Genomic DNA, 25,302 nt, shown 5'->3' with positions numbered 1-25,302 from the left:
AAACCCATCGGCTGGAGAAGGGGTGGTGAACCATGCCGAGGACTTCACCGACGAAATGTAAAGGGGAAGTTTACGAGACGGCTAGAAACCGATTTTTGCTCATTTGGATCAACAATATAGTTCGCTTTTGTACTGGCTGCTGCGGCAGCTAGCCGCACGATGGCCAATAGGCGCCTGTTCAACCGAGGTCGTCACGAGCGACACCCGAATGGAATATCCGCAATGCCATGCGCGTCACAACCGGAGGGAATATGGTCGCTGGAATGACGAGGTAGCGATCACAGGACGGTCGGGCTCAAAAAAGCGACGTCAGCAGAAAAGGCAAGCGGTCGACATTCACACCATTGCTCCCCTGCTGGTGATCGTACCGGAATTGGCGTACCGATCCCCTGTCAGGCACGGAACCACCCCGCTCCGCGCGAACGTCGCCCCTCTTATGACGGCGGAGGCTCCGCTGTATCGGGCGCGGACTTGGGCAGGTCCACCTTGATCTCCACCCGTCTGTTCTTGACGCGACCTTCCAGATCATCCGATCCGTCGAGCTTGCGATTGGGCGCAATTGGCCGCGCCTCGCCCATCGCGATGACGGTGATCCGGTCGGCGGCAACGCCCTTCTTGACCAGATAGTCACGCGCTGCCTCTGCGCGGCGACGCGAAGCGGTCAGGTTCGCGGCGTCGGACCCGGCCGAGTCGCTATGTCCCCAAATCGTGATCGGCCCGCCCAGTGTCAGGACGGGATCGGCAACCAGCGTGTCGAGCATGGCCATGCCCGCCTGATCGGGTTGTGCGCCCTTGGCCGGAAAAGGAATAGTCAGTTCGACCGGCCCCGCAGGCGGGGACGGCGTGGGCGATGGCGCGATCTCCGGCCGGATGATCGACTTCTTCGCCTCCTCCTGCGCTGCCGCTTCGTTGCCGGGCAGCGTCGCATTGTCTGCCATCACGGCATTGGCGGGAGTCTCGGCCGTGTCGTTCGCGGCGGGTTCGCCCCGTGGCTGGCAGGCGGTCATGCCCAGGCCGATCATGGCCGTCGCCAAGACGCGCACGGCCCGGCCGTTCCATATCGATATCGTCATGCGACACCCTCTCCGGTTGGTGTGACTTGATTAGCGTCAGGATCGCCGTGACGCGAGGGTCCATAGGACACGACGACGTCGCCATTTTGTGGCGAGGGCCTGGCGGCATGGGTGAAAAAGCGGATGCGACCGTCCTTGCGCAGCACGAACAGCATGTCGGCCTCATCCGGAAGGATCGATCGGGCATGGTCGAAGTTGAACTGCTCGCTGATCCGCGTCTTGCGGAAGGTCCAGCCTGCCACCTCGCGCTGCAGGATTTCCTCGACCCCGTGCCCGGCGGTGAACATCGCCCGTCCGCGCAGCGCTTCCGGCAGGCTGCGATGATCCTCGTCATCCCCGCTTCCACCAAGCTGGTAGACGGAATCGCGCCCAATATCATGCGCGAATTCGTTACAGACCAGCGCGTTGTAAGCCTCGTTCTCGGTCGTCGCAGCCAGCACCTGAAACTGAGTGAGGTCGAGCCGTTCTTCGGTCGTCTCGGCCAGGATTTCGCCATGATAGGTCTCGATCCCCGCCTGTCGTGGGCCGGAGAGTCTTTGCCAGCTGGTATCCGCAATCGTCACCGGCAGTCCGAGCGACTGGATCTGCTTCGCCAGCGAGATGCTCCAAGGTGTGCTACCGACGATCAGCAGCCCTTTCTCCGTCGCCCCAGTGACCTTCAGCCAGCGCGCGACATAGCGGATGCTGAAGCCATGGGCGATGATCGTCGCCACCACCACGGCGAAGGACAGGGTGACGAGGATATTGCCGTTGCCATAGCCTAGCTGGTCCAGCCGCAGCGCGAACAGCCCCGATACGGCGACCGCTACGACGCCACGCGGTGCGATCCAAGCGACCAATAGTCGTTCGTTCCAAGGAATCTTGCTGAAGGCCAAGGCGATCAGCACGGTCGCTGGACGCACCAGGAACAACAGTGCGAACAGAAACGCGGCAAAGCGCCATTCGAACAGGCGCAGCACCTCGAAATCCAGCGAGGCTGACAGCAAGACGAACACGCCGGAGATCAGCAAGACCGTCACATTCTCCTTGAACGGATGAATGTCGCGCAACGAGTCCAGCCGCATATTGGCCACCGCCACCCCCATCACGGTCACGGCAAGCAGCCCAGTTTCCTGCTGGATCAGATTGGACAGCACGAACGTGCCGATCACCGCGACCAGCAATACGGGGGCCTTGAGATATTCGGGCACATGGCCACGCGGAAACGCCCAAGCGATCGCGCGCGCCATGCCATAACCGATCAGCCCCGACACCACCGCCGCGCCCAGCAATGCGGTGACCACGGACAGCAGCGTGCCCCCCTCGTCGACACGGCGCAGATATTCGTAGGTGATGACGGCACAGAGCGCCCCGAATGGATCGTTGACGATGGCTTCCCATTTGAGGATCGCACGCGGGCGCTGTGCGATGTTGCTTTGACGGAGCAGAGGGATGACGACGGTCGGCCCGGTCACCACCAGGATACCGGCGAACAGGATCGCAACAGGCCACACGAGCCCCGCCACATAATAGCAAGCCAGCGTACCCAGTACCCAGCCCAACGGAATGCCGATCATCATCAGGCGCGTCACAGCACCTTCGGTTTTGCGCAACTCGCGGAAATTGAGGCTCAATCCGCCCTCGAACAGGATGAGCGCAACCGCCACCGAGATCATGGGTTCCAGCAGGCTACCGAAGATATGCTCAGGGATGATCAGACCGGTGATCGGTCCGGCAATGACGCCGGCGGCCAGCATCAGCGCAATGGCCGGCCATCCCGTCCGCCAGGCAATCCACTGTGCTCCTATCCCCAGAATACCAATCAGCGCGAAGACGAGAGCTTGTTGTTCCATATAGGCGACTTAACCTCTGGAGCCGGTAAAGGTAACCTCTGCCGTCTTTTTGGGTTTGAGCAGCCCCCTTCTGAACTGATGGGGTGGATGCCCCCTTCGAGCGGCGTCGTATGATGCCGGACCGGCACCGGGAGGTGCCAAGCGAAGGAGGAGCAGATGACCGACGTCCACATCCTCGCCATCGACCTGGCGAAGCGCAGCTTCCAGATCTGCGCGACAGCGCCGGGAGGGGCGGTTCTATTCAACCGGACCGTATCGCGGACCAAGCTCGAGGCGCATCTGCGCGACCAGGCGCCATGCATTGTGGCGATGGAGGCCTGTGCCACGAGCCACTTCTGGGGGCGTTTCGCGCAAGCGCTGGGGCATGATGTTCGCCTGATCCCGCCGATCTACGTGAAGCCGTTCGTCAAAAGGCAGAAGAACGATGCAGCGGACGCCGCGGCGATCGCGGAAGCGGCTGTTCGACCGAACCTGCATTATGTGGCGGTGAAGAGCGCCGAGCATCAGGCCCGCGCCGTAGCTTTCCGGACACATCAGTCCTTTGTCGGCCAGCGCACTCAACTGATCAATGCATTGCGCGGTCATCTGGCCGAGTTCGGCTTGGTGGTGGCGCAAGGGCCTGCGAACCTGAAGTCCGTTGTCTGTATGATTGACGACAGCGCGATCGACCTTCCCGACGCGGTTCGCGATGTCGCACGCCTCTATCTGGACCAGATCGCGTTGCTCACGAACAAGATCGAGGAGTTGCACTCCAAGCTCGTTCACTCGACCAAGGTTGACGACGCCATGCGTCGGCTGTGTACGGTGCCGGGGGTCGGCCCCGTGACCGCCGGCGCGATCATGGCCTTCGCGCCGGATCTGCGTACCTTTGCAAGCGGCAGGAACTTCGCCGCGTGGCTGGGCCTGGTCCCGCGACAGCGATCCACCGGCGGCAAAACGCGGCTCGGCTCGGTCAGCAAGATGGGGCAGGCCGATATCCGCAAGCTGCTGATCGTCGGCGCGATGAGCCGGATCAGGTGGATCGTCCGCAAAGGCGTCCTGCCCGACAACTGGCTCGGACATGTGCTCGGTCGCAAGCCCCGAATGGTGGCTGCGGTCGCCTTGGCCAACAAGATGGCGCGCATGATCTGGGCGATGATGACGCGAGAGGAGAATTATCGGATGGCGTAAGCCGGTCGTCTTCATCCGAAGAGAACCGGTAAGCGCCTGAGGGCTTCGCGGCCCTCGCAAGGAGATCGACTGACGATTATGCGGCAAGGACTTCAATGTTCAGGACGTGGAAACCAGTCCCGGGGCGCGAGCATCGTAGCTCTTTGAACCGATGTGGACCTCGTTCTTCGAACTGCATACCGGCCAGTGGCAAACAATGAGTCACGCGAACAGGCCTGACACACGAGCGATATAAGCGCCGAGCCGCCAGAACGTCCGAGAATCACCTTGCAAAACCGGGGGCATCCACACACGCCGCCCGGCACATAGAGGATCGCAGGCTTCGGATCGGAGGTACGCGGCACCAGCAGCGTCATGCGCAGCCCGCGAACCGCATCGATCCGCTTTACCTGATGATAAATCACCTCCCCGACCTCGTCGATGCGAGGCCGCTCCGTGGTGATAGTCAGTGTTCTGGCCTTCGCGCGGTCACCGGTATTCGTCGTTGGAGTATCGGAAACCATGCCAGCCCTTTCTACGGCCGCCCTGCTTCAGGGCGATCGCGCTAAATCGTGAGACCGCGCCGCTGGTTCCGAAGCCCGCGACGTTCCGGATCGCACGAAACCTCCGCGACCGCACGCCGTTGGACCAACGCGACGCGATCCTGCCGGGTTGTGAGGGTGGAGGAAACGAGGATGACCGATATGCCGACCGGGGTGACGCTCGACAACGACGGCACCGATGCCGAGCAGCCGCCGGTGTTACCCTTCCTCCATATGTGGACCGGCGCGGATGGCGGCAGCCGGATCGACCTGTCGCACATGACCGGCTTTGGTCAGAAAAGCGTCGGCGGCGGGGCGGCCCCCCAGTGGATGCGGCCGTTTCCCGGCGAAGTGAGCGCGATCAACTTCGCGATTTTGCCGGTGGGCTGGGTCGGGGATTGGCATGAAAGTCCCAAGCCGCAATGGGTGGTTCCATTGCGTGGTCGCTGGTTCATCGAGACGATGGACGGAAATCGCGTGGAAATGGGGCCGGGCGACATCCATTTCGGCCAGGACCAGGACACGACCGATGGCAAGGGGCACCGATCAGGCCAGATCGGCGATGAGCCCTGTTTCCAGATCATGATCCAGTTCGCCACATCGCCCGCCGCGCAGACACGCGATCCGTTCGGGGCATGACAGACGCACAGACGACGCCGCTCGCTCCGTTGTTGATACCTGCGAGGTTGCGTCCGCCCGGACCGCCCGAGCCAACCGAGGTGGCACCCCCGGTGGTCCACCATGCCGACGCGCGCGTGGTGCTCGGTGACGCCCGGCTTGTCACGTTGTACGACCGGGCTAGCTGGAGCGAGGGGCCGACCTGGTGGCCCCGCGAACGGACGCTGGTATGGAGCGACATTGTCGGTCGCCGTGTGTTGGGCTGGCGCGAGAACGGTGCAGTCGACGTGCTGCTCGACGCGACGCCGTTCATCAACGGCAATGCGGTGCTGCCGGATGGTGCGCTGGTGCACTGCGAACACGGCCGCCGCGCCATCAGCCGGTCCGACGGTAGAGGCGTTGCGACGCCGATCGCATGGGCGGCAGAAGGCAGCCGCCTCAACGCGCCCAACGACCTGATCGTCGCCCCCGATGGGGCGATCTGGTTCACCGACCCGACCTTCGGGCTGGAAAATCCGAAACAAGGCGTGCCCGGTCGTTCGGAAAGCGGGCGCACCGCGATCTGTCGGATCGGCAATGACGGCTCGGTCCAGCGGATGGCCGACATGGCGCAGCCCAACGGCCTCGCCTTTTCGCCCGATCAGCATACGTTCTACGCCTCACAGACGCCCGAGAATGGCGAGGGCGACGTCGCGATCTATGCCTTCGACTGGGACGGGGTCACGCTATCCAACCGACGCCAGTTTGCAACGGTGGCCGAAGGGGTACCTGACGGCTTAACCGTCGACCGACGCGGCTGGCTGTGGAGCAGTTCGGCAAAGGGAGTCGAGCTGTTCGACGCCTCAGGCAAGCATCTCGCTACCATACCGACCCCTGAAACATGCAGCAATTGCGCGTTCGACATGCGCGAAGATCGCCTATTTGTGACTGGCGGAGTACACCTTTGGATGCTGAATCTGGCATAGCTACTGCCGGTTGCACCAATGGTCCGGCACGGCGGCCTTCCGAAGGATGCGCGGGCCAAGATCGTGATACCCGCATTGGGATAACACCACGTAGGCATAACCGCTGGCCTGCCGTCCGACAAACAAACGCCGGTCGGGCAATCGCTGGCACGCCATCCAGCACCGCTCGTTCATATGGATCAATAGGAGACGTTGATGATTAACCTGAATAACGCGGCCGAGGCCGCCGTCTCAGTTAAATGACTTTGGGCAATGCCACTAAGGCTCCGGATCAAACATTCGTGACCCTTTTTCTGCTCCCCAACTCAGGCCGCTTTCCAAGAGGCAGGCTATCGACGTTCGCGCTGCGTGCCCGATGACGTATGGACGGCTTTGGCGGCAAGCTAAGGAACGCGGTGAACGGCCACGTTATGTCGAGCCGTAGATGCCGAACCAGGCTCCTCGTAATACAGAACAAGGATCGTAGCCAACGGGGCGGCGGTGAGGATCAACAGAAAAAGGCCGACCAGCCAGTCGTTGGTGTCTAGCGGCTTCGAGAAACTACCGCTGGGCGGCATCGACGGGTTAGGTCGCATAGGGCGCCTGCCGGCTTTCCTCGGATGAACCGGGCGATCCCCGCTAGATTGATGAGCGGACGGCTTGATATGTAAGCGATCGTAGGCGGCGCGCGCTTCGTTCTTTCCAAGAACGGCATACGCCTCATTGATCTCCTTCGCGCGAGCAGAAACATCCACACCATGATTGGCATCGGGATGATATTGACGGAGCAGCGCCTTCCACGCGAAGTGGATGGTGTCACGGCTGGCCGTCGATGGCACCCCAAGAACGGCGTAATAGTCGGGTGATAAAGCCATCCGGTTGTCACCTGTCGCTAAAACGTAAAACGAACCTCCACCAGGTTCCCAAACCGCGCATTTAGTGCGCTCGATTATGATGTTGGCACCGACTCGGCGCAATGGAGAAAAGCGGTGGGCCACTCGGCAATGGGCCCCGCCTTTCGCGAACTTCGCCCTTGGGATGAGGGCCGATTGGTTGGTGCCAAGCAGGCGCTTAAGCAGCAGCAGGTTTGGGCCATTCGCTTTTGGCTTGATCAACACCGGCGATTACATGATCGAGCGCTGTTCGATCTTGCTATCAATAGCAAATTACGCGGCTGTGATGTGGTCAAAGTTCGCATCGAGGATCTGGTATCGGGCGGGCGTGTGCGGGATCGCGCCAACATCGTACAGAAGCAGCACAAACGTCAACTCCGTTGGCGCGGAGGCTGGTCTCCCAACCACCCCTGCGCCGAACGTCGCTACACCAGCTATCCCGCTCACCGAATCTCGGATTGCCTGTCGCGATCAACCCGCGCTATGGGCTTGATCCTAAAGCCCGCTCTGATGTGAGGGCTGGCTCAGCCGCGATCCGGGTTGCCGCGCATCGTCGGCCAGTCGGAATAGCCGACCGACCCGCCGCCATACCAATATTCCTTTGGCGCCTCTGCAAGCGGCGCACCCGTGCGCAGGCGATCAACGAGATCGGGGTTGGCAATGAACGGCCGCCCCATGCTGAACAGGTCGGCATCGCCACGCTCAAGAACCTCCTCGGCCAGCTTGAGCGTGTACTGGTTGTTCGCGATATAAGCCCCTTTGAAGCGCTTGCGCAGCGCGGCAAAGTCGACGCCATCTGCGTCACGTGTCTGCTGCGTCACGCCCTCGATGTCGTGGACATAGAGCAGGCCGCGCTGAGACAGCGCATCAACATAGGTGCCGAAGGTTTCCATCACTGTGCTGTCGAGCGGCGTCTCGCCGGGCATTGTCGTCGCTGGCGACAATCGGATGCCGACACGCCCTGCGCCCCAAACGCCGACGACCGCGTCGACGACCTCAAGGGGGAAGCGCAGACGGTTTTCGATCGACCCGCCATAGCGGTCGGTCCGCCGGTTGGTGCTGTCGCGTACGAACTGTTCAAGCAGATAGTTGTTCGCCGAATGGACTTCGACCCCATCAAACCCTGCCGCCTTGGCGTTTGTGGCGGCGCGGCGATAATCATCGACGATGCCAGGAATCTCGTCGGTTTCAAGCGCGCGGGGCGTGACGTGGTCCTTCATCCCTTCCTTGGTGAACGCCTGTCCGACCGGCTTGATCGGAGATGGCGCGACCGGCAGCTCCCCACCCTGTAGGTCCGGATGTGAGATGCGGCCAGTATGCCACAATTGAAGAAACATCACGCCGCCGCGATCATGGACAGCCTGCACGATCGGGCGCCATGCCTCGATTTGCTGATCGTTCCAGATCCCCGGTGTCAGCGCGTAGCCGACCGCCTGTGGGGAGATGTTGGTCGCCTCGCTTATTATGATCCCAGCGTCAGCGCGCTGTGCGTAATAGTCGGCGGCGAAAGCAGGCGGAATCCCGTCATCGTTCGAACGGCTGCGCGTCAACGGCGCCATGACGATGCGGTTGCGTAGCGACAGGTCACCGATCTGGACCGGCTGCAATATGGGCGATGCGGAATGGTCGGGCATGGTCGGCGATATCCATCAGTGCAGTGCAAGATCAGGAACGCTGAACGGACAAGCTGCCGTTACGGTCCGGCGTTCGGCCGCATTCATGGTCGGTTGAACCGATCTGGAAGAGATGCTGATGGCGCGTTGACGGTCGCAATGGCCTCCTATGCGATCATGATCAAACCCCAGTCGTTCTCGATCCCCTCCTGGCTAGCTGATCTCAGCGCTCGTCAATATGGACGAACAGGTCGTTTGGGCGTGCCCGCTGCGGCACCGGCACGCCCAAACAGTCACATGTCCGCTGCGGTCGGGCGAACGATCACCTCATTGATGTCGACACCCTCCGGCTGCGCAATGGCATAGCGAACGGCTCGCGCGCTTGCGTCCGGCGAGATCAACGTCGAGCGGACCTCATCATGCTCCTGCCGCAACCCTTCAGTCATGGCGCGCACGGCATGTTTGGCGGCGCAATAAACCGCGGCGGTCGGCATCACCATGTGCGCGGCGACCGAGGCGAGGCGTGGTGATCGGCGAGCCGCTGACGGTCAGCACCGATCCTCCAGATAGGCGGCGAGTTCCTCGACCGTCCCGTTCGGAAAGGACTGCCGCAGATACTCCAAGAACGCCGATACCCTGGCGTTCAGTAGGCGTCGCGAGGGATAGAGCGCCCATAGCGCGACGCGTGAGGCCGGGACATCACCCCACGCGATCAGCCGCCCTCTTGCGATGTCCCCGCTGACCAGCGAGAGGGGCAAGCGCGCCACACCGGCACCAAGACGCACCGCATCCCGGATCATCACTAGCGAGGACAATCGGAGCACCGGATCGATCGCGATCGCGCGTTGCCCATCGGCGGTGTCGATCGTCCAGCTGTTTTCGACGTCGCGGTCGCGCACCACAGCGGGAAAGATGCCGCCTGCCAGCGGTGATAGGTCAGGTGCGGCAATGACGACCAGTCGGTCGTGGAGGAAGGGCCGGCCCACTAGCGCATCGTCCGTTGTCGGGTTCACGCGGATGACCAGATCATAGCCTTCCTCGATCATGTCGACCGCGCGATCGTCGGTCGTGACCTCTAGCCGAACATCGGGATGGCGCTGCGCGAACCCGGCCGCCAGCCGCCCCATCGCGGTCTGAGAGAAGAGAAGCGGCGCGCTGATCCTGAGGCTTCCACGGACCATCGCGCTGCCAGATGCGATCTCGATCGTCGTCTCCTCAAGCTCGGAGAGCAGAGCGCCAGCCCTTTCGGCCAGCGCCCGGCCCTCCTCGGTCAGCTTGAGGTCGCGCTGGCCGCGCTCGAACAGACGCAGGTCGAGCGCGGCCTCCAGCTCCGACACGCGGCGCGACAGCGTCGCCTTGGGCCTGCGTGCGGCGCGCGCGGCTTTGCCAAAGCCGCCGTGGCGGGCGACCAGCGTAAAATCGGCGAGCGCGAGCAGGTCCATATCGTTCCACCCATGAGACGGCGCGTCCAGATTGCGCGTCTAGTTGCCGTACCATGGATCATGCATCTTGCTCGGGTCAGCAAGACCCAAGGAGAAGCCCCATGACCATCCTCGTAATCGGCGCCACCGGACGCGTCGGCCGCCATGTCGTCGAACAGCTCGTCACTCGCGACGCCTCTGTCCGCGTCCTCACTCGTGATCCTGCCAAAGCGGCGTTTCCAGCCGGCGTCGATGTTGCCAAGGGCGATCTGCTCGATATCGACTCCCTGCGCGCGGCCTTTGTCGGCGTAAGGACGCTGTTTCTGCTCAATGCGGTGACCGGCGACGAATTTACCCAGGCGATCGTCACGCTCAACGTCGCGCGAGAGGCCGGTGTCGATCGCGTCGTCTATCTGTCGGTGTTTGAGGCTGACCGCGCCGTCAACGTACCCCACTTTGCGGTGAAATCGGGTGCCGAGCGGATGCTCGAGGCGATGAACTTCGGTGCCACCATCCTGCGTCCGGCCTACTTCATCGACAACGAAGCGATGGTGAAGGACGTGATCCTTCAGCACGGTGTCTATCCGATGCCGATCGGCGGCAAGGGCGTGGCCATGGTCGATGCGCGCGACATCGCCGAGGTCGCGGCAATCGAGCTGATCCGGCGTGACCGCGCACCCGACAAACTGCCGATCGAGACGATCAACGTGGTCGGTCCCGAGACGCTGACCGGCGAGGACGTGGCAGCGATATGGTCCGACGTCCTCGGCCGCCCCATCGCCTATGGCGGCGACGATCCCAGCGGCTTCGAACAGAATATGGCGACGTTCATGCCGCGCTGGATGGCTTATGAGATGCGGCTGATGGCCGAGCGCTACGTCAGCGACGGGATGATCCCGGAGACCAGCGACCGCGAGCGCCTGGCTAACATGCTCGGCCGGCCCCTGCACGACTATCGCGAGACAGCAGTGCGGCTCGCTTCCGCTTGATCTTCACGCTGTGGCCCGGCGGCCAGCGGGTGGGTACCCGCCGGCCGCCGGGTTTCACACGTCAGGCGGCGTCCGCCATCCAGGCGATCGCATCTGCGCCAGCGGGGATCTTGAGCGGTGCGGACGGGTTGGTCGCGGCCTCGAACACGGCAGCTGCAACGTCTTCAGCATGGGTGACCGGCCCCGTGTCCTCCTGGAACTGTTTGATCATACCCTCGATCAACGGCTTATAGTCGGGATTATCGAGACCGCGCAGGTGCGGCCTCGCACTCGCGCTGAATTGCGTCGTCGGGGAACGGCCGGGCAGCACGATGTGGACGCGTACGCCGAACGGCTGCATCTCGACCGCCAGGCTTTCGGTGAGCGCATTCACCGCGGCCTTGCTGGCGCGATAGGTGCTGACCAGCGGCAGCGGCTTGAGCGTGACGGTCGAGGTCACGTTGATGATCACGCCGGATCGCCGCGCGCGGAAAGCCGGCAAGACCGCCTGCATCATTGCGAGCGTGCCGAGCGTATTGGTCTCGAACAGCTGGCGCGCCGTGTCGAACTCGATGAGTTCGATCGGGACTGCGGCCCCGAAACCGGCATTGTTGACGAGCACGTCGACCGGCCCCGCCTGCTCGACCGCACTGGCGATGCTGTCGTGATCCGTGACGTCGAGCGGCAGAATGGTGAGCCGGTCGGACGACGGCAGCAGGCCCGGATCAGGCGTGCGCATCGTCGCGACGACACGCCAGCCGCGGTCGAGGAACAGTTTTGCGGTTTCGAGACCGAAGCCCGAGGAACAGCCGGTGATGAGAACGTTGGGCATGTCTTGCTCCATTGACGAGGGTGGGAGCGCCAAAGATGGTTTCCACGACCAAGACTGCCTATGGTTGGCAATCCTGACTTCTTTGGCGATCGTCCTGATATGACCATCGATCCGCTGGCCGAGATCGTGACCCTGCTGCGGCCCTCCGCGAGCTTCTCGAAACTCGTCGAATATGCCGGGCGCTGGCGCATCCGCCGCGACGTCGAGGGCAAGCCTGTCTATTTCGCGGTGCTGGAAGGCGAATGCCGGGTGGTGAACGCCGGCCAAGCCTCGATCGTCATACGGGCTGGCGACTTCGTACTGCTTCCGGCCACCGGCGACCGGGCCATTGACGGCATCGAGAGCATGGACCCACCGCCGTATGGCGCCGTCATGAGCCCGACCGAGATCGGTGAGGGCCGGTTCCGCATCGGACAAGCCGGTCAGCCCGTCAATTTGCGCATGCAGGTCGGGATTTGCAGTTTCGCGTCGCCAGACGCCGCTCTGCTTGTGTCGCTGCTACCGGCGATGGTGGTGGCACGTGATGAGCCGCGGCTGGCCACATTGATGGACCTGGTCGGGGACGAGACCCGTAAGGCAAGGCCCGGGCGTGAATTGGTGCTGGAGCGTTTGCTCGAAGTCCTCCTGATCGAGGCCCTGCGCTGTGGCTCCAGTCCCGCCGCTATGCCGAGCCTCGCGCGGGGCCTGTCCGACGAACGACTGGTCACCGCATTGCGGGCTATGCACGCGCGTCCCGCGCACCCGTGGACGGTCAGGGACCTGGCGGCCGAGGCGGCCATGTCGCGCTCCGCCTTCTTTGCACGCTTCACCAGCACCGTCGGCATGCCGCCCATCGAGTATCTGCTCACCTGGCGGATGGCATTGGCGAAGCGCCTGTTGCGAACACGCGGTCTCGCGATCCGTCAGGTCGCCGCGGAGGTCGGCTATGGATCGGCCAGCACGTTCAGCACGGCCTTCACCCGGCAGGTCGGCATGCCACCCATGCGCTATGCGCGAGTTTCGGAGAGGGGCTAACTACGCGAGTAGCGTCTTGGCATGGAGCAGCGCCATCGACCCACTTCCAGACGTTCGGGCCAGCCTTCCCGTTTCCCAACTCCAGACACTCATTTATGCCCTCGGGACTTCGAAGCTGACGGCGACGTTCCCCAACGAAGCGCCCCGTGGTCCTGATCATCAAATGCCCCTATTCTTATCAAAGCACGCTTGCGATCAGACGCGCATCGCCGCCACAAAGGCCTGGAAAGCGGCAGTCGGTTGGCGGCGGCTCGGATAATAGAGGTGGTTCGGCGCCAATATGGGTGCCCAGCCAGTGAGCACTTCAACCAGCGTACCGTTGGCCAGTGCTTGCGCGGCGTGCGGTAGCGGCAGGCAAGTCACGCCCAGCCCTGCCACCGCGGCGTCGCGCATCACGTCGATATCGTTGGTGATGAAGTCGCCGCGGACCGACCGTTCCACCGTCCGGCCGTCCCGCTCGAATTCCCATCGATGTACGACGCCAGACGACGTGTACCGATAACACAGGCACCGATGCGCGACGAGATCGTCGGGATCGGCGGGTGCGGGATGGTCGGCGAGGTAGACCGGGGCGGCAACGAAGACGAGTGGCACCGTTGCGCTGATCCGTACCGATATCATGTCGGCCTGCAGGGTCTGCGCGTGCCGGACCCCGCAGTCGAAGCGGTCCGCGACGATGTCGACGAACCCGTCGTCGACCACCAGTTCAACCGCGATGTCGGGATAGGCCCGCGCAAAGTCGGCCAGTCGCGGCAGGATGACGTAGAGCGCCGCGACCCGGTGCGCACTGACCCGGATCCGCCCCGCCGGTCGTTCGCGGGCGTTATCCAAGTCGGACAGCGCGTCCGCGACCGAAGCGATCGCCGGCTTCAACCGCGCCAGCAGTTCCTCACCTGCAAGCGTCGGCGCCAGCGACCGGGTGGTACGGTCAAGCAGCCGGACGCCCAGTTTCGTTTCGAGCGACCGCATCGCATGGCTCAAAGCCGAGGCGGACAATCCAAGCCGCGTCGCCGCTCGCGCGAAGCTGCCGGCCTCGACGATCGTCTCGAACACCGCCAGACCGGACCAGAGATCGCGATCCATTCCTGAACATCCTTCAGCAACCCATGCGCCGCAAATGGTCTAATCCTCGCGCCGTCCGGCGTCCATCTGGAGACAACACACTGCAGGATGCGACCATGAAACTCGACACCTATCGCCCGCTCGGCCGCTCCGGCCTTCTCGTCAGCCCGCTGGCACTCGGTACGATGACCTTCGGCACGCCGCGATGGGGGCTGGACGAGCGCGGAAGCCGCGCGGTGTTCGATCGCTACACCGATCTTGGCGGCAATTTCATCGACACCGCCGACGTCTATGCAGGCGGGCGATCGGAAGAGATGATCGGTAGTTTCGTCGCCGCGCAATCGTCGCGCGATCGGCTGGTGATCGCGACAAAATCGGGGTTTGCGACCGGCCGCGGCTATCACGCAGGCGGCAACGGCGCGCGCCACATCCTAGCGTCCGTCGACAGATCGCTCCGCCGGCTTCGGACGGACTTCATCGACCTGTACTGGGTACATGTCTGGGACGGCATAACCCCGCCCAAGGAACTGTTGCGGACGATGACCGCGCTCGTCGCAGCGGGCAAGATCCGCTACTGGGGCATATCCAACACCCCGGCCTGGTACGTCGCCGAACTCGCGACGCTGGCGCGGGTCCAGGGCGATCCGACGCCGATCGGCCTGCAATATTTCTATTCGTTGGTCGAACGCGGAGTCGAAGCCGAGCACCTACCGCTCGCGCGATCGGCAGGTATGGGTCTCGTGCCCTGGAGCCCGCTCGCCTATGGCCTGCTCACCGGCAAATACGACCGCGCGACCGTCGAGGCAGGTCCGAAGCGCGCGGGCGGCGTCCCCAACCAAGCCGGTGAGGACGATACGGCGCGGCCCGCCAACGACAAGCGGCTCGATGGCGACAATCCGTTCGGCGACACGCTGTTCACCGAGCGCAACTGGCAGATCCTCGACGAACTGAAACGCGTCGCCGCAGAGGTTGACGAGACGCCTGCGCGGGTCGCGCTATCCTGGGTGGTCGGACAGCCTGGCGTCACATCGACGCTGATGGGCGTGAGCCGCGCGGAGCAGGTAACTGACAATGTCGCCGCCCTCGGCCTTACCCTGTCATCCGATCACCGTGCGGCGCTCGATGCGGTGAGCGGTGGCAACCTGTCGTTTCTATACGGCCTGTTCGCCCCCGCCATGCGCAATCAGGTCGTCTTCGGCGGCGGAGACATTCGAAGTTGAACCGTCATCCTGGAGCCGCTCGCCCAAGACGAAATTTGCGCGTGGTCGGCTCCAATCGACAAACTCCGCGTTTGAAGCCGTCCGGTCTACAGCAAGTTCGTTTGCTGAACGACGGCACGGGGATAGACATGCGGATCGGAATCATCGGGGCGGGAATGGCCGGCCTGTCCTGCGCGCAGGCGCTTCGTCATCGGGGTCACGATGTCATCGTCTTCGACAAGGGCCGCGGGCCGGGTGGCCGCATGTCGACCCGCCGCATCGACACACCGCTGGGTGAAGCCGCGTTCGATCACGGCGCGCAATATATGACCGCACGCGACCCCGCGTTCGTCGCGCAGGTCGAACGCTGGGCGCAAGACGGCCACGTCGCGCGCTGGTCGCCCGCCGGCTCGGATGCGTGGGTCGGGGCGCCGGCGATGAACGCGCCGATCCGCGCGATGGCGAGCGACGGCGACGTCCGCTGGAACGCAGCCATCAACACTCTGATCTATGACGGCGAATGGCGGATCGGTAACGAGCGGTTCGACGCGGCGATCGTCGCGGTGCCGGCCGAACAGGTCGCGCCCTTAGTCACCGCCCACGATGTCGCATTGGCCGATGCAGCCCGTTCTGCAGTGTCCGATCCGTGCTGGACCGTCATGGCAGCATTCGACGGTCTGGTACCGATCGATCACGATCGGCTTACGGATCTCGGCATCATCGGATCCGCTGTCCACAACTCGGCCAAGCCAACTCGGACTGGACCGGAGGCCTGGGTCCTTCAGGCCAGTGCCGATTGGTCGCGCGCGCATCTCGAAGACGATCCGGACACGGTACAACGCGCGCTTCTCGCGGCGTTCGCGGACCATATCGGCGCCGAATTGCCTGCCGTCATCGCGACCAGCGTTCATCGCTGGCGGTATGCGAGGGTCGACGCGTTGAACCACGGCGCGATCTGGAACGCTGATATCCGGCTAGGCGCCTGCGGCGACTGGCTTCTCGGACCGCGGATCGAAGCTGCCTGGCTGTCGGGACAGCATCTCGCGGAGTTCGTCGGATCGACAAATCGGGCTGTTTCCAAACAGCATGTCCGATGCTGAGACCCAGAACCGGACGTTCACCGCCTTCATTGGTCGCTTATAAACCGGACACTCGTTCAGAATGGGTCCCGGCGCTTGCTACGCGCTTTTCGTCAGCTGACGCATCGGATACAAAGAACTTGTTGGTGCTTTGGCAAACGGGCCCTACCTTGAGGACATGGCACGGGACAAGCTGGCCGAAATCGCGGGCGTCCGGATGCGCGGAAAAGGGCTTGGCCACTCGCGGGGCATGAGCGAGATCACGGCGCTTGTGGCAGCACCTACTCTGGACGTTGGTTGGTGCCGCTGCTCCGGTCTCCTTACTCGTGGATCAATCGTCCAAGCGCTTGGGTGACGAGGCGTATGTTGACCGGCTTCTCACATCTGGTGATTTGCGAGAAACGGGGTGGGATGGCGGATGCGTCATAGCCCGTCGTGAATATGAATGGCACATCACGCTCCAGCAGCAAGTCTGCAACAGGAAAAACCATCTCTCCGCGTAGATTCACGTCGAGGATCGCACCATCAATGACCTCTTCGTTCTCGATCGCGGCGATGGCATCTTCGAGCGTGCCTATAGGGCCGAGTATCACAGCCCCGGCCTCCTCAAGTTCCATCTTTAGGTCATCTGCCAGCATATACTCGTCTTCGACGATCAGCACCCGGCATTCAGCAAGTGTTCTATCAGACATCGATGGCTCCTCGACTGATGGAGGTCGATACGGGCATCAAGATTGTGCAATGGACTTCGTCAGGGCCGAGTTCGTAGCTGGTCTTGGCGCTTAGCTGATATGGGAGAGCCTTCTCTATCAAATCGCGTCCTTGGCCCCTCCCACCGGGCTTCGCGCCAGACGGCTGCATTTTCACGTTGCGTTCGCGCCAGTCGATGTGAAGCCAAGGCCGTCCTTTCTCGTCCGGAGGCTGCAGCTGCCACGTTACCGCAAGCTGGGCATCTGCTTGCCCGAGCGCCCCGTATTTCACCGCGTTAGTGGCAAGTTCGTGGAGTGCCATCGCGATCGTCTGAACAGTCGATGAGCGCAGGCGCACATTTTTGGGCCCATTCAGACTAACTCGATCTGACTTGCTACCAAGCGCTGCGAACTCTGTTTCGATCAGCTCGTCGAAGGAGATGCGGTCATGATCGTTCAGCCGCGACAGCAAACCCTGGACCCGCGCTAGCGCTTCAAGCCGATCGCGAAACCGCTCGCGGAAGTCTGACAGACTGACGCTCGCACGCGCTGTCTTGTCCGATATTGAGCGCACAAGACCGATCAGGTTCCGTGTCCGGTGCTGAAGTTCGCCAATTAGTACAAGCTGACGCTCTTCCCACTCGCGAGCGGGTGTGGTCTCCACCATCGCCCCGACCATCCGTACCGGTCGTCCCTCATCGTCATAAAAGAACTTACCGCGGCCGGAGAGCCAGTGCACGGACCCGTCGGAATGGACGACGCGGAACTCGTGGGCGAACTCCTCATGCGCATTCATCGCGTGTTGAAGCGCGGTCTCAGCGCCCAACCGGTCATCAGGGTGAAGGCGGCTTGCCCAAGTTTCGTAACTGGGTGTCACCTCACCGACAGCATACCCCTCCATGCGGAAATGCTCGTCTGACCAGTGGATCTCACCAGTGACGACGTTCCAGTCCCATAGGCCGAGCCGCCCGACTTCTACTGCGCTGCGAAGGCGTTCTTCGCTTTGTTGAAGGCGTTCCTCCCAGCGTTTGCGATCGGTCAAATCCCGGCCGACCTTAAGGAAGCCTTGCGGGGTGCCAGCGACGGCGGCCATGGGGCGCGTAGTACCCTCGATGAAGACGCGGTGGCCATCCTTATGCTGGTGCCAGCGAACATTCGGGGCGAAGCCTTTTTCGGCTGCCTCTGCCAACTCTCCTTGCGGAACACCGCGGTCACGATCCTCCGGAATGAACGTGATAGCAGAGTGCTTGCCGACCGCTTCCTCAGCTGTCCAACCAAACACCGCTTCAGCGCCAGGTGACCAGGTTTCGATGATCCCATCCGGGTCGGTGGTGAAAATGGCGTAGTCGAGCGCGCTCTCTAAGATTGCGCGCAGCCGTGCTTCGCTCTCGCGCAGCGCAGCCTCGGCGCGCTTGCGCGCGTCGATGTTGATGTTCATTCCCGCCCACAATTCAACTCTGCCTGTTCCATCACGGACAGGAACTGCGCGAACGTTGGTCCATTGCCACCGGCCATCTGGCGCGCGGAGCCGGAACTCCGCATCCACCACTCCTTCTACCGCCACAGCCTCGCGCCATTGCCGCTCGGCATAAGCGCGGTCGTCAGAATGGATCGCGTCGAGCCAGCCATAGCCGAGCCATTCTTCCTTGGTCTGTCCGGTGTAGGCGCGCCAACTCGAGCTATCTTTGACGACGACACCTTCAGCGCTTGTTTCCCAGACCGATTGCGCCCACCGCTCGATCAGCAACCGGTGCCTCGCCTCACTGGATCGCAGGCTCCGCTGAATCTCTGCGCGTTCCTCAAGCAAGTGCAGGCGGTCGATGACCGGCCCGAGGATCATTGCATAGGTGCGCAGGAACTGTATCTCGTCGTCGCCAAAATCGCGAGGCTTTGTGTCATCGACCTGTAGGATGCCGTAGGGCTGTTTGCCGGGCACGAAGATCGGCACGTTGACCAGCGCTACCACGCCGGCCTTTTTCATAAACTCGGGGATGTCGAACCGCGTCTCTATCGCGATGTCCTGCATGGTGACCGGCGCCGCAGCCTCGATCGCATATGTCTCGGATGACCGATCGTTCATCTGAAGGCGCACGGCGCCGACAACGCCGACTGCCCAGCCAACCCCTGCACGCACCAGCAACTCGTGACGATTTTCCTGAATCTCAAGGACCTTGGCGCAATCCGTTCCGAGTGCCTCGCTCACCAAGCGACACGCTTCCATCAGGACTTCATCCAAGTCCTGAGAGCGGATCGCCAAATCGCCAAAGTCAGCCAGCGCTTGCTGACGTTTAAGCCACTGTTCGTTGTTTTTCGGCATCACGACGCGCCCGCTGTTGGATGCTTTTCGTAACCTGTACAGAGGCTTAAGCCCACTGCGTCAGGTTAAGGCGCTGAAAATGAATGGGCGTCCGAATGGTGGCTTGCAGGTGCGATGTCGAATGTCTGCGTTGGGCGAGAGCTGCCGCCCTCCCCTTCGCCACGATGACCCAGTTGCGGTGATCCACGGCCGGTTTTGACGTTCCCGATTGCTGCCATTCGTTCATGTCGGCCTTTCAGCACCGTCATCGCGTGGCGCGGTGGCCGGAAGGTCGCAGCTGCTATTGGTGTGGCACTCCGCGGGCTTATTTGATGGTGCCAGCCGACCTCAAGCCGGCTGGAGCACTTCGTCAAATCTGCGCCAGGCCGCCGTCGGTAAACAGCTCGCTGCCCGTCATGAAGCTGCTGTCTGATGATGCCAGGAAGGCAGCAGCGGCCGCAACTTCTGACGGCTCGCCGACATGTCCGATCGGCGTCGTTGCCCCCATCTCGATCATGGCATCACGGCCAACGACCTCGGCGGCAAGCTCGGTCAAAGTCGGCCCCGGTGACAGGACATTGACCCGGATACCCGTGCCCCGCAGATCCTGCGCCCAGCTGCGCGCCAAGTTGCGGACTGCCGCCTTTGAGGCGCTGTAGACGCTGAATGCCGGGGTACCCATGACGCCTGTGGTCGAGCCGGTGAGGATGACCGAACCGCCGGCCTCCATCAGCTTTAGGCCTTTTTGAACCGTGAAGATCGTGCCCTTCACATTGACGTCGAACGTCGCGTCGACATGGTCGGGCGTGATCTCGGACAAGGGCGACAATGCCCCCGTGCCGGCATTGGCGAACAGGATGTCGAGCTTGCCGTGCTCCTGCTCCACCGTGTCGTACAGCCGGTCGAGATCTCCAGCATCGGTAACCGATCCCGGGACCGCCCGTGCATTGCCGCCGAGCGCCGCCAGAGCAGCTTCCAGCTTCTCCGCCCTGCGTCCGAACAGGTACACGAACGCCCCTTCGGCGATGAACCGCTTCGCCGAGGCCAGGCCAATCCCCGTACCACCCCCGGTTATGACAGCGATCTTCCTGTTCAGTCTGGTCATAAGTGCCTCCATTCATTGGTTGCACGCAGTTGGCTTTCGACCTACCTAAGGACAAGTATGCACCTTTTGGTAAGTACCTATAATGTCTGAAATGCCACTGGCCGACGATCACGCCGTTGCCCCCATCGCGCCTGCCTTCACCTGCGGGCTTGACGTCACGCTCAAGGTCATCTCGGGAAAGTGGAAGCCGCTGATCCTGTACTTTCTGCTGCGCGGACCCACCCGCTATGGGGAACTGAAGCGCGCCATCCGCGACGTCAGTGACAAGGTGCTGATCCAGCAACTCAAAGAACTAGAAGCGGACGGCGTCCTGCGCCGGAATGACTACAAGGAGGTGCCGCCGCGGGTCGACTACACGCTGACCGCACTTGGCCAGAGCCTCGCCCGGGCGCTTGAGCCGCTATGCCAATGGGGCACCGACAATATGGTCGTAATGCAGAAGCTATTCGCTGAGCGTGACGGCTGGGGGCGCGGTTGACTGGCAGGCCGTTAGACCTGAAACGATGAGCATCGCACCCATCGGTTCTGGATCAGCCTGACCCAGTTCCGGACGCTCAGGGCGCCAATAACGCTACCCATAAGCAGACGGTCGTTCATAAAGCGGTGCAAGACCTTGGCCTCGCGAGAACAAGTTAGGAACCAATCAACTAATAGATGGTTTAGGACTATGCACCACTAGATGGTGTCCGCTTGGAGCCAAACGATGGCGAAGAACGAGCATACGAGCGAGAAAGCCGGCAAGGCAGCTTCTAAGGTCCTGAAGGACGGTCGAACCGGCAAGGACTCGAAGACAGCCGCTGGATCTGCATTGTCTCAGCGCCCCGACAAAAAGAAGAAGTAATCGATGGGGGCCGGTCGGCACCGGCCCCACTCGACTTGTACGGGTATTAGGGTCAGGACTCGTTGATCACAGCCAGAAGATGACGGTGGCAGCGAGGGTGACGGCGGCAAAGAAGGCAGTGGGGCAGCGATCGTAGCGGGTAGCGACCCGACGCCAGTCTTTGAGGCGGCCGAACATGATCTCGATGCGGCTGCGGCGCCGGTAGCGGCGCTTGTCGTATTTGACCGGCTCGTTGCGTGATCGCCGGCCCGGGATGCAGGGCTGGATGCCTTTGGCCTGGAGGGCGTCCCTGAACCAGTCGGCGTCGTAGCCGCGGTCGCCGAGCAGCCACTGCGCCTTCGGCATGTCATCCAGCAGCGCTGCCGCGCCGGTGTAGTCGCTGACCTGGCCCGCGGTCATGAAAAAGCTTAAGGGGCGCCCGTTTGCATCGGCGACGGCATGTAGCTTGGTATTCATACCGCCTTTGGTGCGGCCGATCAGGCGGCCAAGATCCCCTTTTTTACCCGCAGGCTTGATGCCGTGCGGTGCGCCTTCAGATAGGTTGCGTCGATCATGACCGTCTGCGGCTCGGCGCCAGCTGCAGCCAGACCTTCCATCATTCGCGTGAACACGCCGGCCTCGCCCCAACGCTTCCACCGATTGTACAGCGTCTTGTGGGGGCCATACTCGCTAGGCGCATCTCGCCAGCGAAGCCCGTTGCGATTGACGAATACGATGCCGCTCAGCACCCGCCGGTCGTCCACCCTCGGCTTGCCATGGCTCTTGGGAAAGAAGGGCCGCAGCCGCTCCATCTGCTCGTCCGTCAGCCAAAACAGGTCACTCATCTCGGTCTCCTTGCGGAGCCTGAATCAGATCGCGACGCTCACATCAATGGGTCCTGACCCTATGCGACGTCGCCGCTGGAAGAAGTAGGCCGCCCATCCGACCCGTAGGTGCTCGATCACTTTGCCTTGCCCCGCCTGCTACGTGCCGCAATGTGTCAGGGGCGGCGCCCGCTGGCGAGCGGAATTGGCGCTAGATTGACTGCAGTTTCACCGTGGAACGCTCCCGCCGCTCCCTGCCTGCCGTTCGCTGGGCATTGTCACCGTCCGCGGGAAGTGCGCGTTGGGAGCTTTGCTTTTGTGAACGGGCCTGAGGTGGACACTGATGATCGAGATGAGTCAATTGCGGAGGCAGCTGCGATCATTCTCACACGTAACGGGCGGAGCGGACCCATATCCGGTCGTTCATGCGATAGAGTGACTAGAGTGACTGCTCGGTTTCTGCCGCTCGTTCATCTGAGCGAATTGACTCTGACAGACGGTTGCCAGCCCCCCGAAACAACCGAGCATAAATTCTCCCTCAATATCAGGGGGGCAACCGGGGCTCCCGGTTTCAATATGGATCGTCAAATTGATTCAATGGGTTACGCGTGATCCCTCGCCCCTCGCTGTCCCCGCGGTATGCCCAAAAGCAGCACCGCCATGACACACGCTGCCCCGGCGGCAAGGACCGAGGGGCGAACGCCAAGACGGACCGCCGAACGGTCGAGCAGCACCTCTCCCCGCCCGATGGCGTTGACCAGTCGCGGCACAAGCTGCGTGTCGATGAAGAATTTGGGGGCCGAAGGGCCCGTCGTCTTTTTCAGCATATAGTCGCGACCGACTGTCATGGCATTTCTCCTTTTTAAATCCGTATCTTAAATCAGATTCGGGATAGCCACCGCCGCCACAGGGTTAACGACAGGACCCGGCGAATGTTTCGCAAGGAAACGCCCGCCGCCCCGGCCGGAGATACCCGATGAAAGCCACGTACAAGCCGTATCGCCTCCCCTCAGGCGGATGGGGATCGGCCCGATCGGTCGGCAATATCCTGCGCCGCGAGGGTGTGCTGGGCAGCGCTAGCGTCGCGCTGTCGCGGCATAACAAAGTCGATGGCTATCAATGCAACAGCTGCGCTTGGGTCAAACCCGCCACGCCGCTTCCCTTCGAATTCTGCGAGAACGGGGTGAAGGCGGTGGCGTGGGAGTTGACCGCGCATCGCTGCACGCCCGCCTTCTTCGCCGAACACACGGTCAGCGAGTTGCTCGAGTGGGACGACTTTCATCTAGAACAGCCCGGCCGCCTGACCCATCCGCTGCGCTATGACGCCGCAACCGACAAATATGTGCCCGTATCCTGGGGCCATGCCACCGCGGAGATCGCCCGCGAACTTCGCGCCGTCGAGGACAAGCAGCACGGCACCGTCTTCTACAGCTCCGGCCGGCTGTCGAACGAAGGCAGCTATCTCTTTCAATTGTTCGCCCGGCTTTATGGCAACAACAACCTACCCGACAGTTCGAACATGTGTCACGAAACGACCTCAGTCGCTTTGCCCGCCAGCATCGGCCAGGGTGTCGGCACGGTCGATCTGGGGGACTTTGCCAAGGCCGACTGCCTGATGTTCTTCGGTCAGAATCCGGGAAGCAACTCGCCGCGCATGTTGCACCCGCTTCAGGAGGCGAGCCAGCGCGGGGTGCCGATCATCACCTTCAATCCGCTGCGCGAACGGGGGTTGGAGCGGTTCCTGAACCCGCAATCGCCAACCGAGATGCTGACCGGCAAGGATACGCGGATCAGCTCGGACTATCATCAGGTCAAGAATGGCGGCGATCTGGCCGCGATCGCGGGCATCTGCAAGGCGGTGTTGACGCTGCACGACGACGCCTTGGCGGCGGGCGATCCGCCCATCCTCGACCTCGCCTTTATCGACGCGCACACCCATGCTTTCGAGCGCTTTGCCAACTGGTTACGGGGGCAGGACTGGGACGAGTTGGAGCGACGTTCGGGGCTGCACCGTGCCGATCTCGAAGCGACGGCGCTCATCTATGCCCGTGCGCCGTCGACCATCGGCATTTACGGCATGGGCCTGACGCAGCACCGTGCGGGCGTCGAAACGGTGCAGATGCTGGTCAACCTGCTCCTGATGCGCGGCAATATCGGCCGGCCCGGCGCAGGCATCTGTCCCGTGCGCGGCCATAGCAATGTCCAGGGCCAGCGGACGGTCGGGATCACCGAGAAGCCCGAGCTTTTCCCGCTCAACCGGCTGGGCGAGCAATTCGGCTTCGAGCCACCGCGCGAGGCGGGATACAACACGGTCGAGGCGTGCGAGGCGATCCTCGAAGGCCAGGTGAAGGCGTTCTTCATGCTGGGCGGCAATTTCGCCCGCGCCATTCCAGACCAGGGCCGGATGGAACCCGCTTGGCGCCGGATGCGGCTGACCGTCAACGTCCTGACCAAGCTCAACCGCACCGCGCTGCTCCCCGGTGAGATCAGCTATATATTGCCCGTCATCGGGCGGCTGGAGATCGACGAGACGGCCGCCGGGCAACAGGCACTGTCGATGGAGGACACCTCAGGCTGCGTACACGGCAATCGCGGGGTTCGTACGCCGGCCTCTCCACATCTCATCAGCGAGATCCGCCTGCTCTGCGAACTCGCCAAGCAGCTGTTCGAGCCCAATCCGAAGGTGCGGTGGGACGATTACATGACCGATTATGCCGAGATCCGGCGCGAGATCGCCCATACCCTGCCCGACAATTTCCACGACTATGAAACGCGTATGTGGGAGCCCGGCGGTTTCCAGCGCGACCTGCCAGCCAAAAGGCGCGAATGGCAAACCGATACCGGCCGTGCCAATTTCGTCACGCCCAAGGGCCTGGACGAAGACCTCGACATGCCGGATGTCGGACACGACGTGCTGCGGCTGATGACCCTGCGCAGCAACGACCAGTTCAACACCACCGTCTATGGCTATAACGATCGCTTCCGGGGGATCGACGGCATCCGCAACGTCGTGCTGATGAACCGGTCCGACATTGAACGCCGGGGGCTGAAGGTCGGCCAGGCGGTGACGCTGCGCACCGTCGCTGATGACGGCGTCGACCGGCATCTGTCGGGGATGATCGTCGTCGCCTATGACATTCCGGTCGGGTGCATCGGCGGCTATTATCCCGAGTGCAACGTCCTGATGCCGGTGTGGCATTATGCGGTAGGCAGCAAGACGCCCGCCGCCAAGTCGATCCCTGTGACAGTGACTAGCGACGGCGACGCGATCCTGGAACCGGGGATGGACGATCGTTCGACCGCATGACCGGTGCGAACAGGCTTTCGAC

22 protein-coding genes and 1 pseudogene are annotated in these 25,302 nt (G+C 62.6%); 10 read left to right on the top strand and 13 right to left on the bottom strand.

What is annotated here, in order from left to right; all coding sequences use genetic code 11:
• Positions 1–434 precede the first annotated feature (434 nt).
• Positions 435–1,073: an OmpA family protein gene (locus ACWPWT_RS16970; RefSeq protein WP_454280666.1), complete on the bottom strand. Its 639-nt coding sequence runs from the start codon at positions 1,071–1,073 to the stop codon at positions 435–437.
• Entirely contained in the window at positions 1,070–2,905 is a 1,836-nt protein-coding gene (locus ACWPWT_RS16965; RefSeq protein ID WP_454280665.1) for a cation:proton antiporter, read from the bottom strand. Before ACWPWT_RS16965 ends, ACWPWT_RS16970 begins: the two co-directional genes overlap by 4 nt.
• A gap of 156 nt (positions 2,906–3,061) precedes the next feature.
• On the opposite strand from ACWPWT_RS16965, the gene ACWPWT_RS16960 reads away from it, so the two are divergent.
• From ACWPWT_RS16960 to ACWPWT_RS16950, 3 genes are all read left to right on the top strand, one after another.
• Positions 3,062–4,075 (top strand): IS110 family RNA-guided transposase, encoded by a 1,014-nt coding sequence (locus ACWPWT_RS16960; RefSeq protein WP_312491299.1) that lies wholly within the window; start codon positions 3,062–3,064, stop codon positions 4,073–4,075.
• A 674-nt stretch (positions 4,076–4,749) separates the two neighbouring features.
• Complete coding sequence (locus ACWPWT_RS16955) at positions 4,750–5,235, top strand: hypothetical protein (protein WP_454280664.1); 486 nt, start codon at positions 4,750–4,752, stop codon at positions 5,233–5,235.
• A gap of 80 nt (positions 5,236–5,315) precedes the next feature.
• Complete coding sequence (locus tag ACWPWT_RS16950; protein ID WP_454280663.1) at positions 5,316–6,179, top strand: SMP-30/gluconolactonase/LRE family protein; 864 nt, start codon at positions 5,316–5,318, stop codon at positions 6,177–6,179.
• Positions 6,180–6,562: 383 nt separating this feature from the next.
• On the opposite strand, the gene ACWPWT_RS16945 is transcribed toward ACWPWT_RS16950, so the two are convergent.
• The 4 genes and pseudogenes from ACWPWT_RS16945 to ACWPWT_RS16930 form a co-directional block, all read right to left on the bottom strand.
• Positions 6,563–7,276, bottom strand: coding sequence for a J domain-containing protein (locus tag ACWPWT_RS16945; RefSeq protein ID WP_454280662.1), 714 nt, complete (start codon positions 7,274–7,276; stop codon positions 6,563–6,565).
• 299 nt (positions 7,277–7,575) lie between these two features.
• Positions 7,576–8,685: an alkene reductase gene (locus ACWPWT_RS16940; protein ID WP_454280661.1), complete on the bottom strand. Its 1,110-nt coding sequence runs from the start codon at positions 8,683–8,685 to the stop codon at positions 7,576–7,578.
• A 272-nt stretch (positions 8,686–8,957) separates the two neighbouring features.
• A pseudogene (locus tag ACWPWT_RS16935) lies at positions 8,958–9,185 on the bottom strand (SDR family NAD(P)-dependent oxidoreductase); the annotation flags it as partial.
• Positions 9,186–9,212: 27 nt separating this feature from the next.
• A complete protein-coding gene (locus ACWPWT_RS16930) occupies positions 9,213–10,106 on the bottom strand; it encodes a LysR family transcriptional regulator (RefSeq protein WP_309697590.1) in 894 nt (297 codons plus the stop codon).
• 101 nt (positions 10,107–10,207) lie between these two features.
• On the opposite strand from ACWPWT_RS16930, the gene ACWPWT_RS16925 reads away from it, so the two are divergent.
• Positions 10,208–11,074, top strand: a complete 867-nt coding sequence (locus ACWPWT_RS16925) for an SDR family oxidoreductase (protein WP_454280660.1) — start codon at positions 10,208–10,210, stop codon at positions 11,072–11,074.
• Between the two features lie 61 nt (positions 11,075–11,135).
• On the opposite strand, the gene ACWPWT_RS16920 is transcribed toward ACWPWT_RS16925, so the two are convergent.
• Positions 11,136–11,918 (bottom strand): SDR family oxidoreductase, encoded by a 783-nt coding sequence (locus ACWPWT_RS16920; protein WP_454280659.1) that lies wholly within the window; start codon positions 11,916–11,918, stop codon positions 11,136–11,138.
• Between the two features lie 66 nt (positions 11,919–11,984).
• Here ACWPWT_RS16920 and ACWPWT_RS16915 point away from each other — a divergent pair, with 66 nt between their 5' ends.
• A complete protein-coding gene (locus ACWPWT_RS16915; RefSeq protein WP_454280658.1) occupies positions 11,985–12,899 on the top strand; it encodes an AraC family transcriptional regulator in 915 nt (304 codons plus the stop codon).
• A gap of 195 nt (positions 12,900–13,094) precedes the next feature.
• Here ACWPWT_RS16915 and ACWPWT_RS16910 read toward each other — a convergent pair whose 3' ends face one another.
• Positions 13,095–13,982, bottom strand: coding sequence for a LysR substrate-binding domain-containing protein (locus ACWPWT_RS16910; protein ID WP_454280657.1), 888 nt, complete (start codon positions 13,980–13,982; stop codon positions 13,095–13,097).
• Between the two features lie 95 nt (positions 13,983–14,077).
• Here ACWPWT_RS16910 and ACWPWT_RS16905 point away from each other — a divergent pair, with 95 nt between their 5' ends.
• Positions 14,078–15,181 carry an aldo/keto reductase gene (locus ACWPWT_RS16905; protein WP_454280656.1) on the top strand — a complete coding sequence of 368 codons (1,104 nt, stop codon included), beginning with the start codon at positions 14,078–14,080 and terminating at the stop codon, positions 15,179–15,181.
• Between the two features lie 128 nt (positions 15,182–15,309).
• On the top strand, positions 15,310–16,260 hold the full coding sequence (locus ACWPWT_RS16900; RefSeq protein WP_454280993.1) for an NAD(P)/FAD-dependent oxidoreductase: 951 nt from the start codon (positions 15,310–15,312) through the stop codon (positions 16,258–16,260).
• A 299-nt stretch (positions 16,261–16,559) separates the two neighbouring features.
• Here ACWPWT_RS16900 and ACWPWT_RS16895 read toward each other — a convergent pair whose 3' ends face one another.
• From ACWPWT_RS16895 to ACWPWT_RS16885, 3 genes are all read right to left on the bottom strand, one after another.
• Positions 16,560–16,931 carry a response regulator gene (locus tag ACWPWT_RS16895; RefSeq protein WP_454280655.1) on the bottom strand — a complete coding sequence of 124 codons (372 nt, stop codon included), beginning with the start codon at positions 16,929–16,931 and terminating at the stop codon, positions 16,560–16,562.
• A complete protein-coding gene (locus ACWPWT_RS16890) occupies positions 16,924–19,245 on the bottom strand; it encodes a PAS domain S-box protein (protein ID WP_454280654.1) in 2,322 nt (773 codons plus the stop codon). Before ACWPWT_RS16890 ends, ACWPWT_RS16895 begins: the two co-directional genes overlap by 8 nt.
• A 349-nt stretch (positions 19,246–19,594) precedes the next feature.
• Positions 19,595–20,329 carry an SDR family oxidoreductase gene (locus ACWPWT_RS16885; protein WP_454280653.1) on the bottom strand — a complete coding sequence of 245 codons (735 nt, stop codon included), beginning with the start codon at positions 20,327–20,329 and terminating at the stop codon, positions 19,595–19,597.
• 91 nt (positions 20,330–20,420) lie between these two features.
• On the opposite strand from ACWPWT_RS16885, the gene ACWPWT_RS16880 reads away from it, so the two are divergent.
• Positions 20,421–20,807: a winged helix-turn-helix transcriptional regulator gene (locus ACWPWT_RS16880; RefSeq protein ID WP_454280652.1), complete on the top strand. Its 387-nt coding sequence runs from the start codon at positions 20,421–20,423 to the stop codon at positions 20,805–20,807.
• A 225-nt stretch (positions 20,808–21,032) separates the two neighbouring features.
• Positions 21,033–21,170 carry a hypothetical protein gene (locus tag ACWPWT_RS16875; protein ID WP_165895571.1) on the top strand — a complete coding sequence of 46 codons (138 nt, stop codon included), beginning with the start codon at positions 21,033–21,035 and terminating at the stop codon, positions 21,168–21,170.
• 66 nt (positions 21,171–21,236) lie between these two features.
• Here the strand turns inward: ACWPWT_RS16875 and ACWPWT_RS16870 are convergent.
• Together ACWPWT_RS16870 and ACWPWT_RS16865 are read right to left on the bottom strand one after the other, a co-directional pair.
• Positions 21,237–21,994, bottom strand: a protein-coding gene (locus ACWPWT_RS16870) for an IS5 family transposase (RefSeq protein ID WP_454278138.1) whose coding sequence is annotated in 2 segments (ribosomal slippage) — positions 21,237–21,661 and positions 21,661–21,994 — 759 coding nt in all. Because the reading frame shifts where the segments join, the coding sequence is not laid out codon by codon here.
• Positions 21,995–22,575: 581 nt separating this feature from the next.
• Positions 22,576–22,821: a hypothetical protein gene (locus ACWPWT_RS16865; protein ID WP_454280651.1), complete on the bottom strand. Its 246-nt coding sequence runs from the start codon at positions 22,819–22,821 to the stop codon at positions 22,576–22,578.
• A gap of 128 nt (positions 22,822–22,949) precedes the next feature.
• Here ACWPWT_RS16865 and ACWPWT_RS16860 point away from each other — a divergent pair, with 128 nt between their 5' ends.
• Positions 22,950–25,280, top strand: coding sequence for an FdhF/YdeP family oxidoreductase (locus ACWPWT_RS16860; protein ID WP_454280650.1), 2,331 nt, complete (start codon positions 22,950–22,952; stop codon positions 25,278–25,280).
• Positions 25,281–25,302 lie beyond the last annotated feature (22 nt).

Source organism: Sphingomonas sp. Marseille-Q8236 (assembly GCF_965112005.1).
The sequence above is the reverse complement of the archived record's forward strand: the minus strand, read 5'-3'. Positions and strand labels throughout refer to the sequence as shown.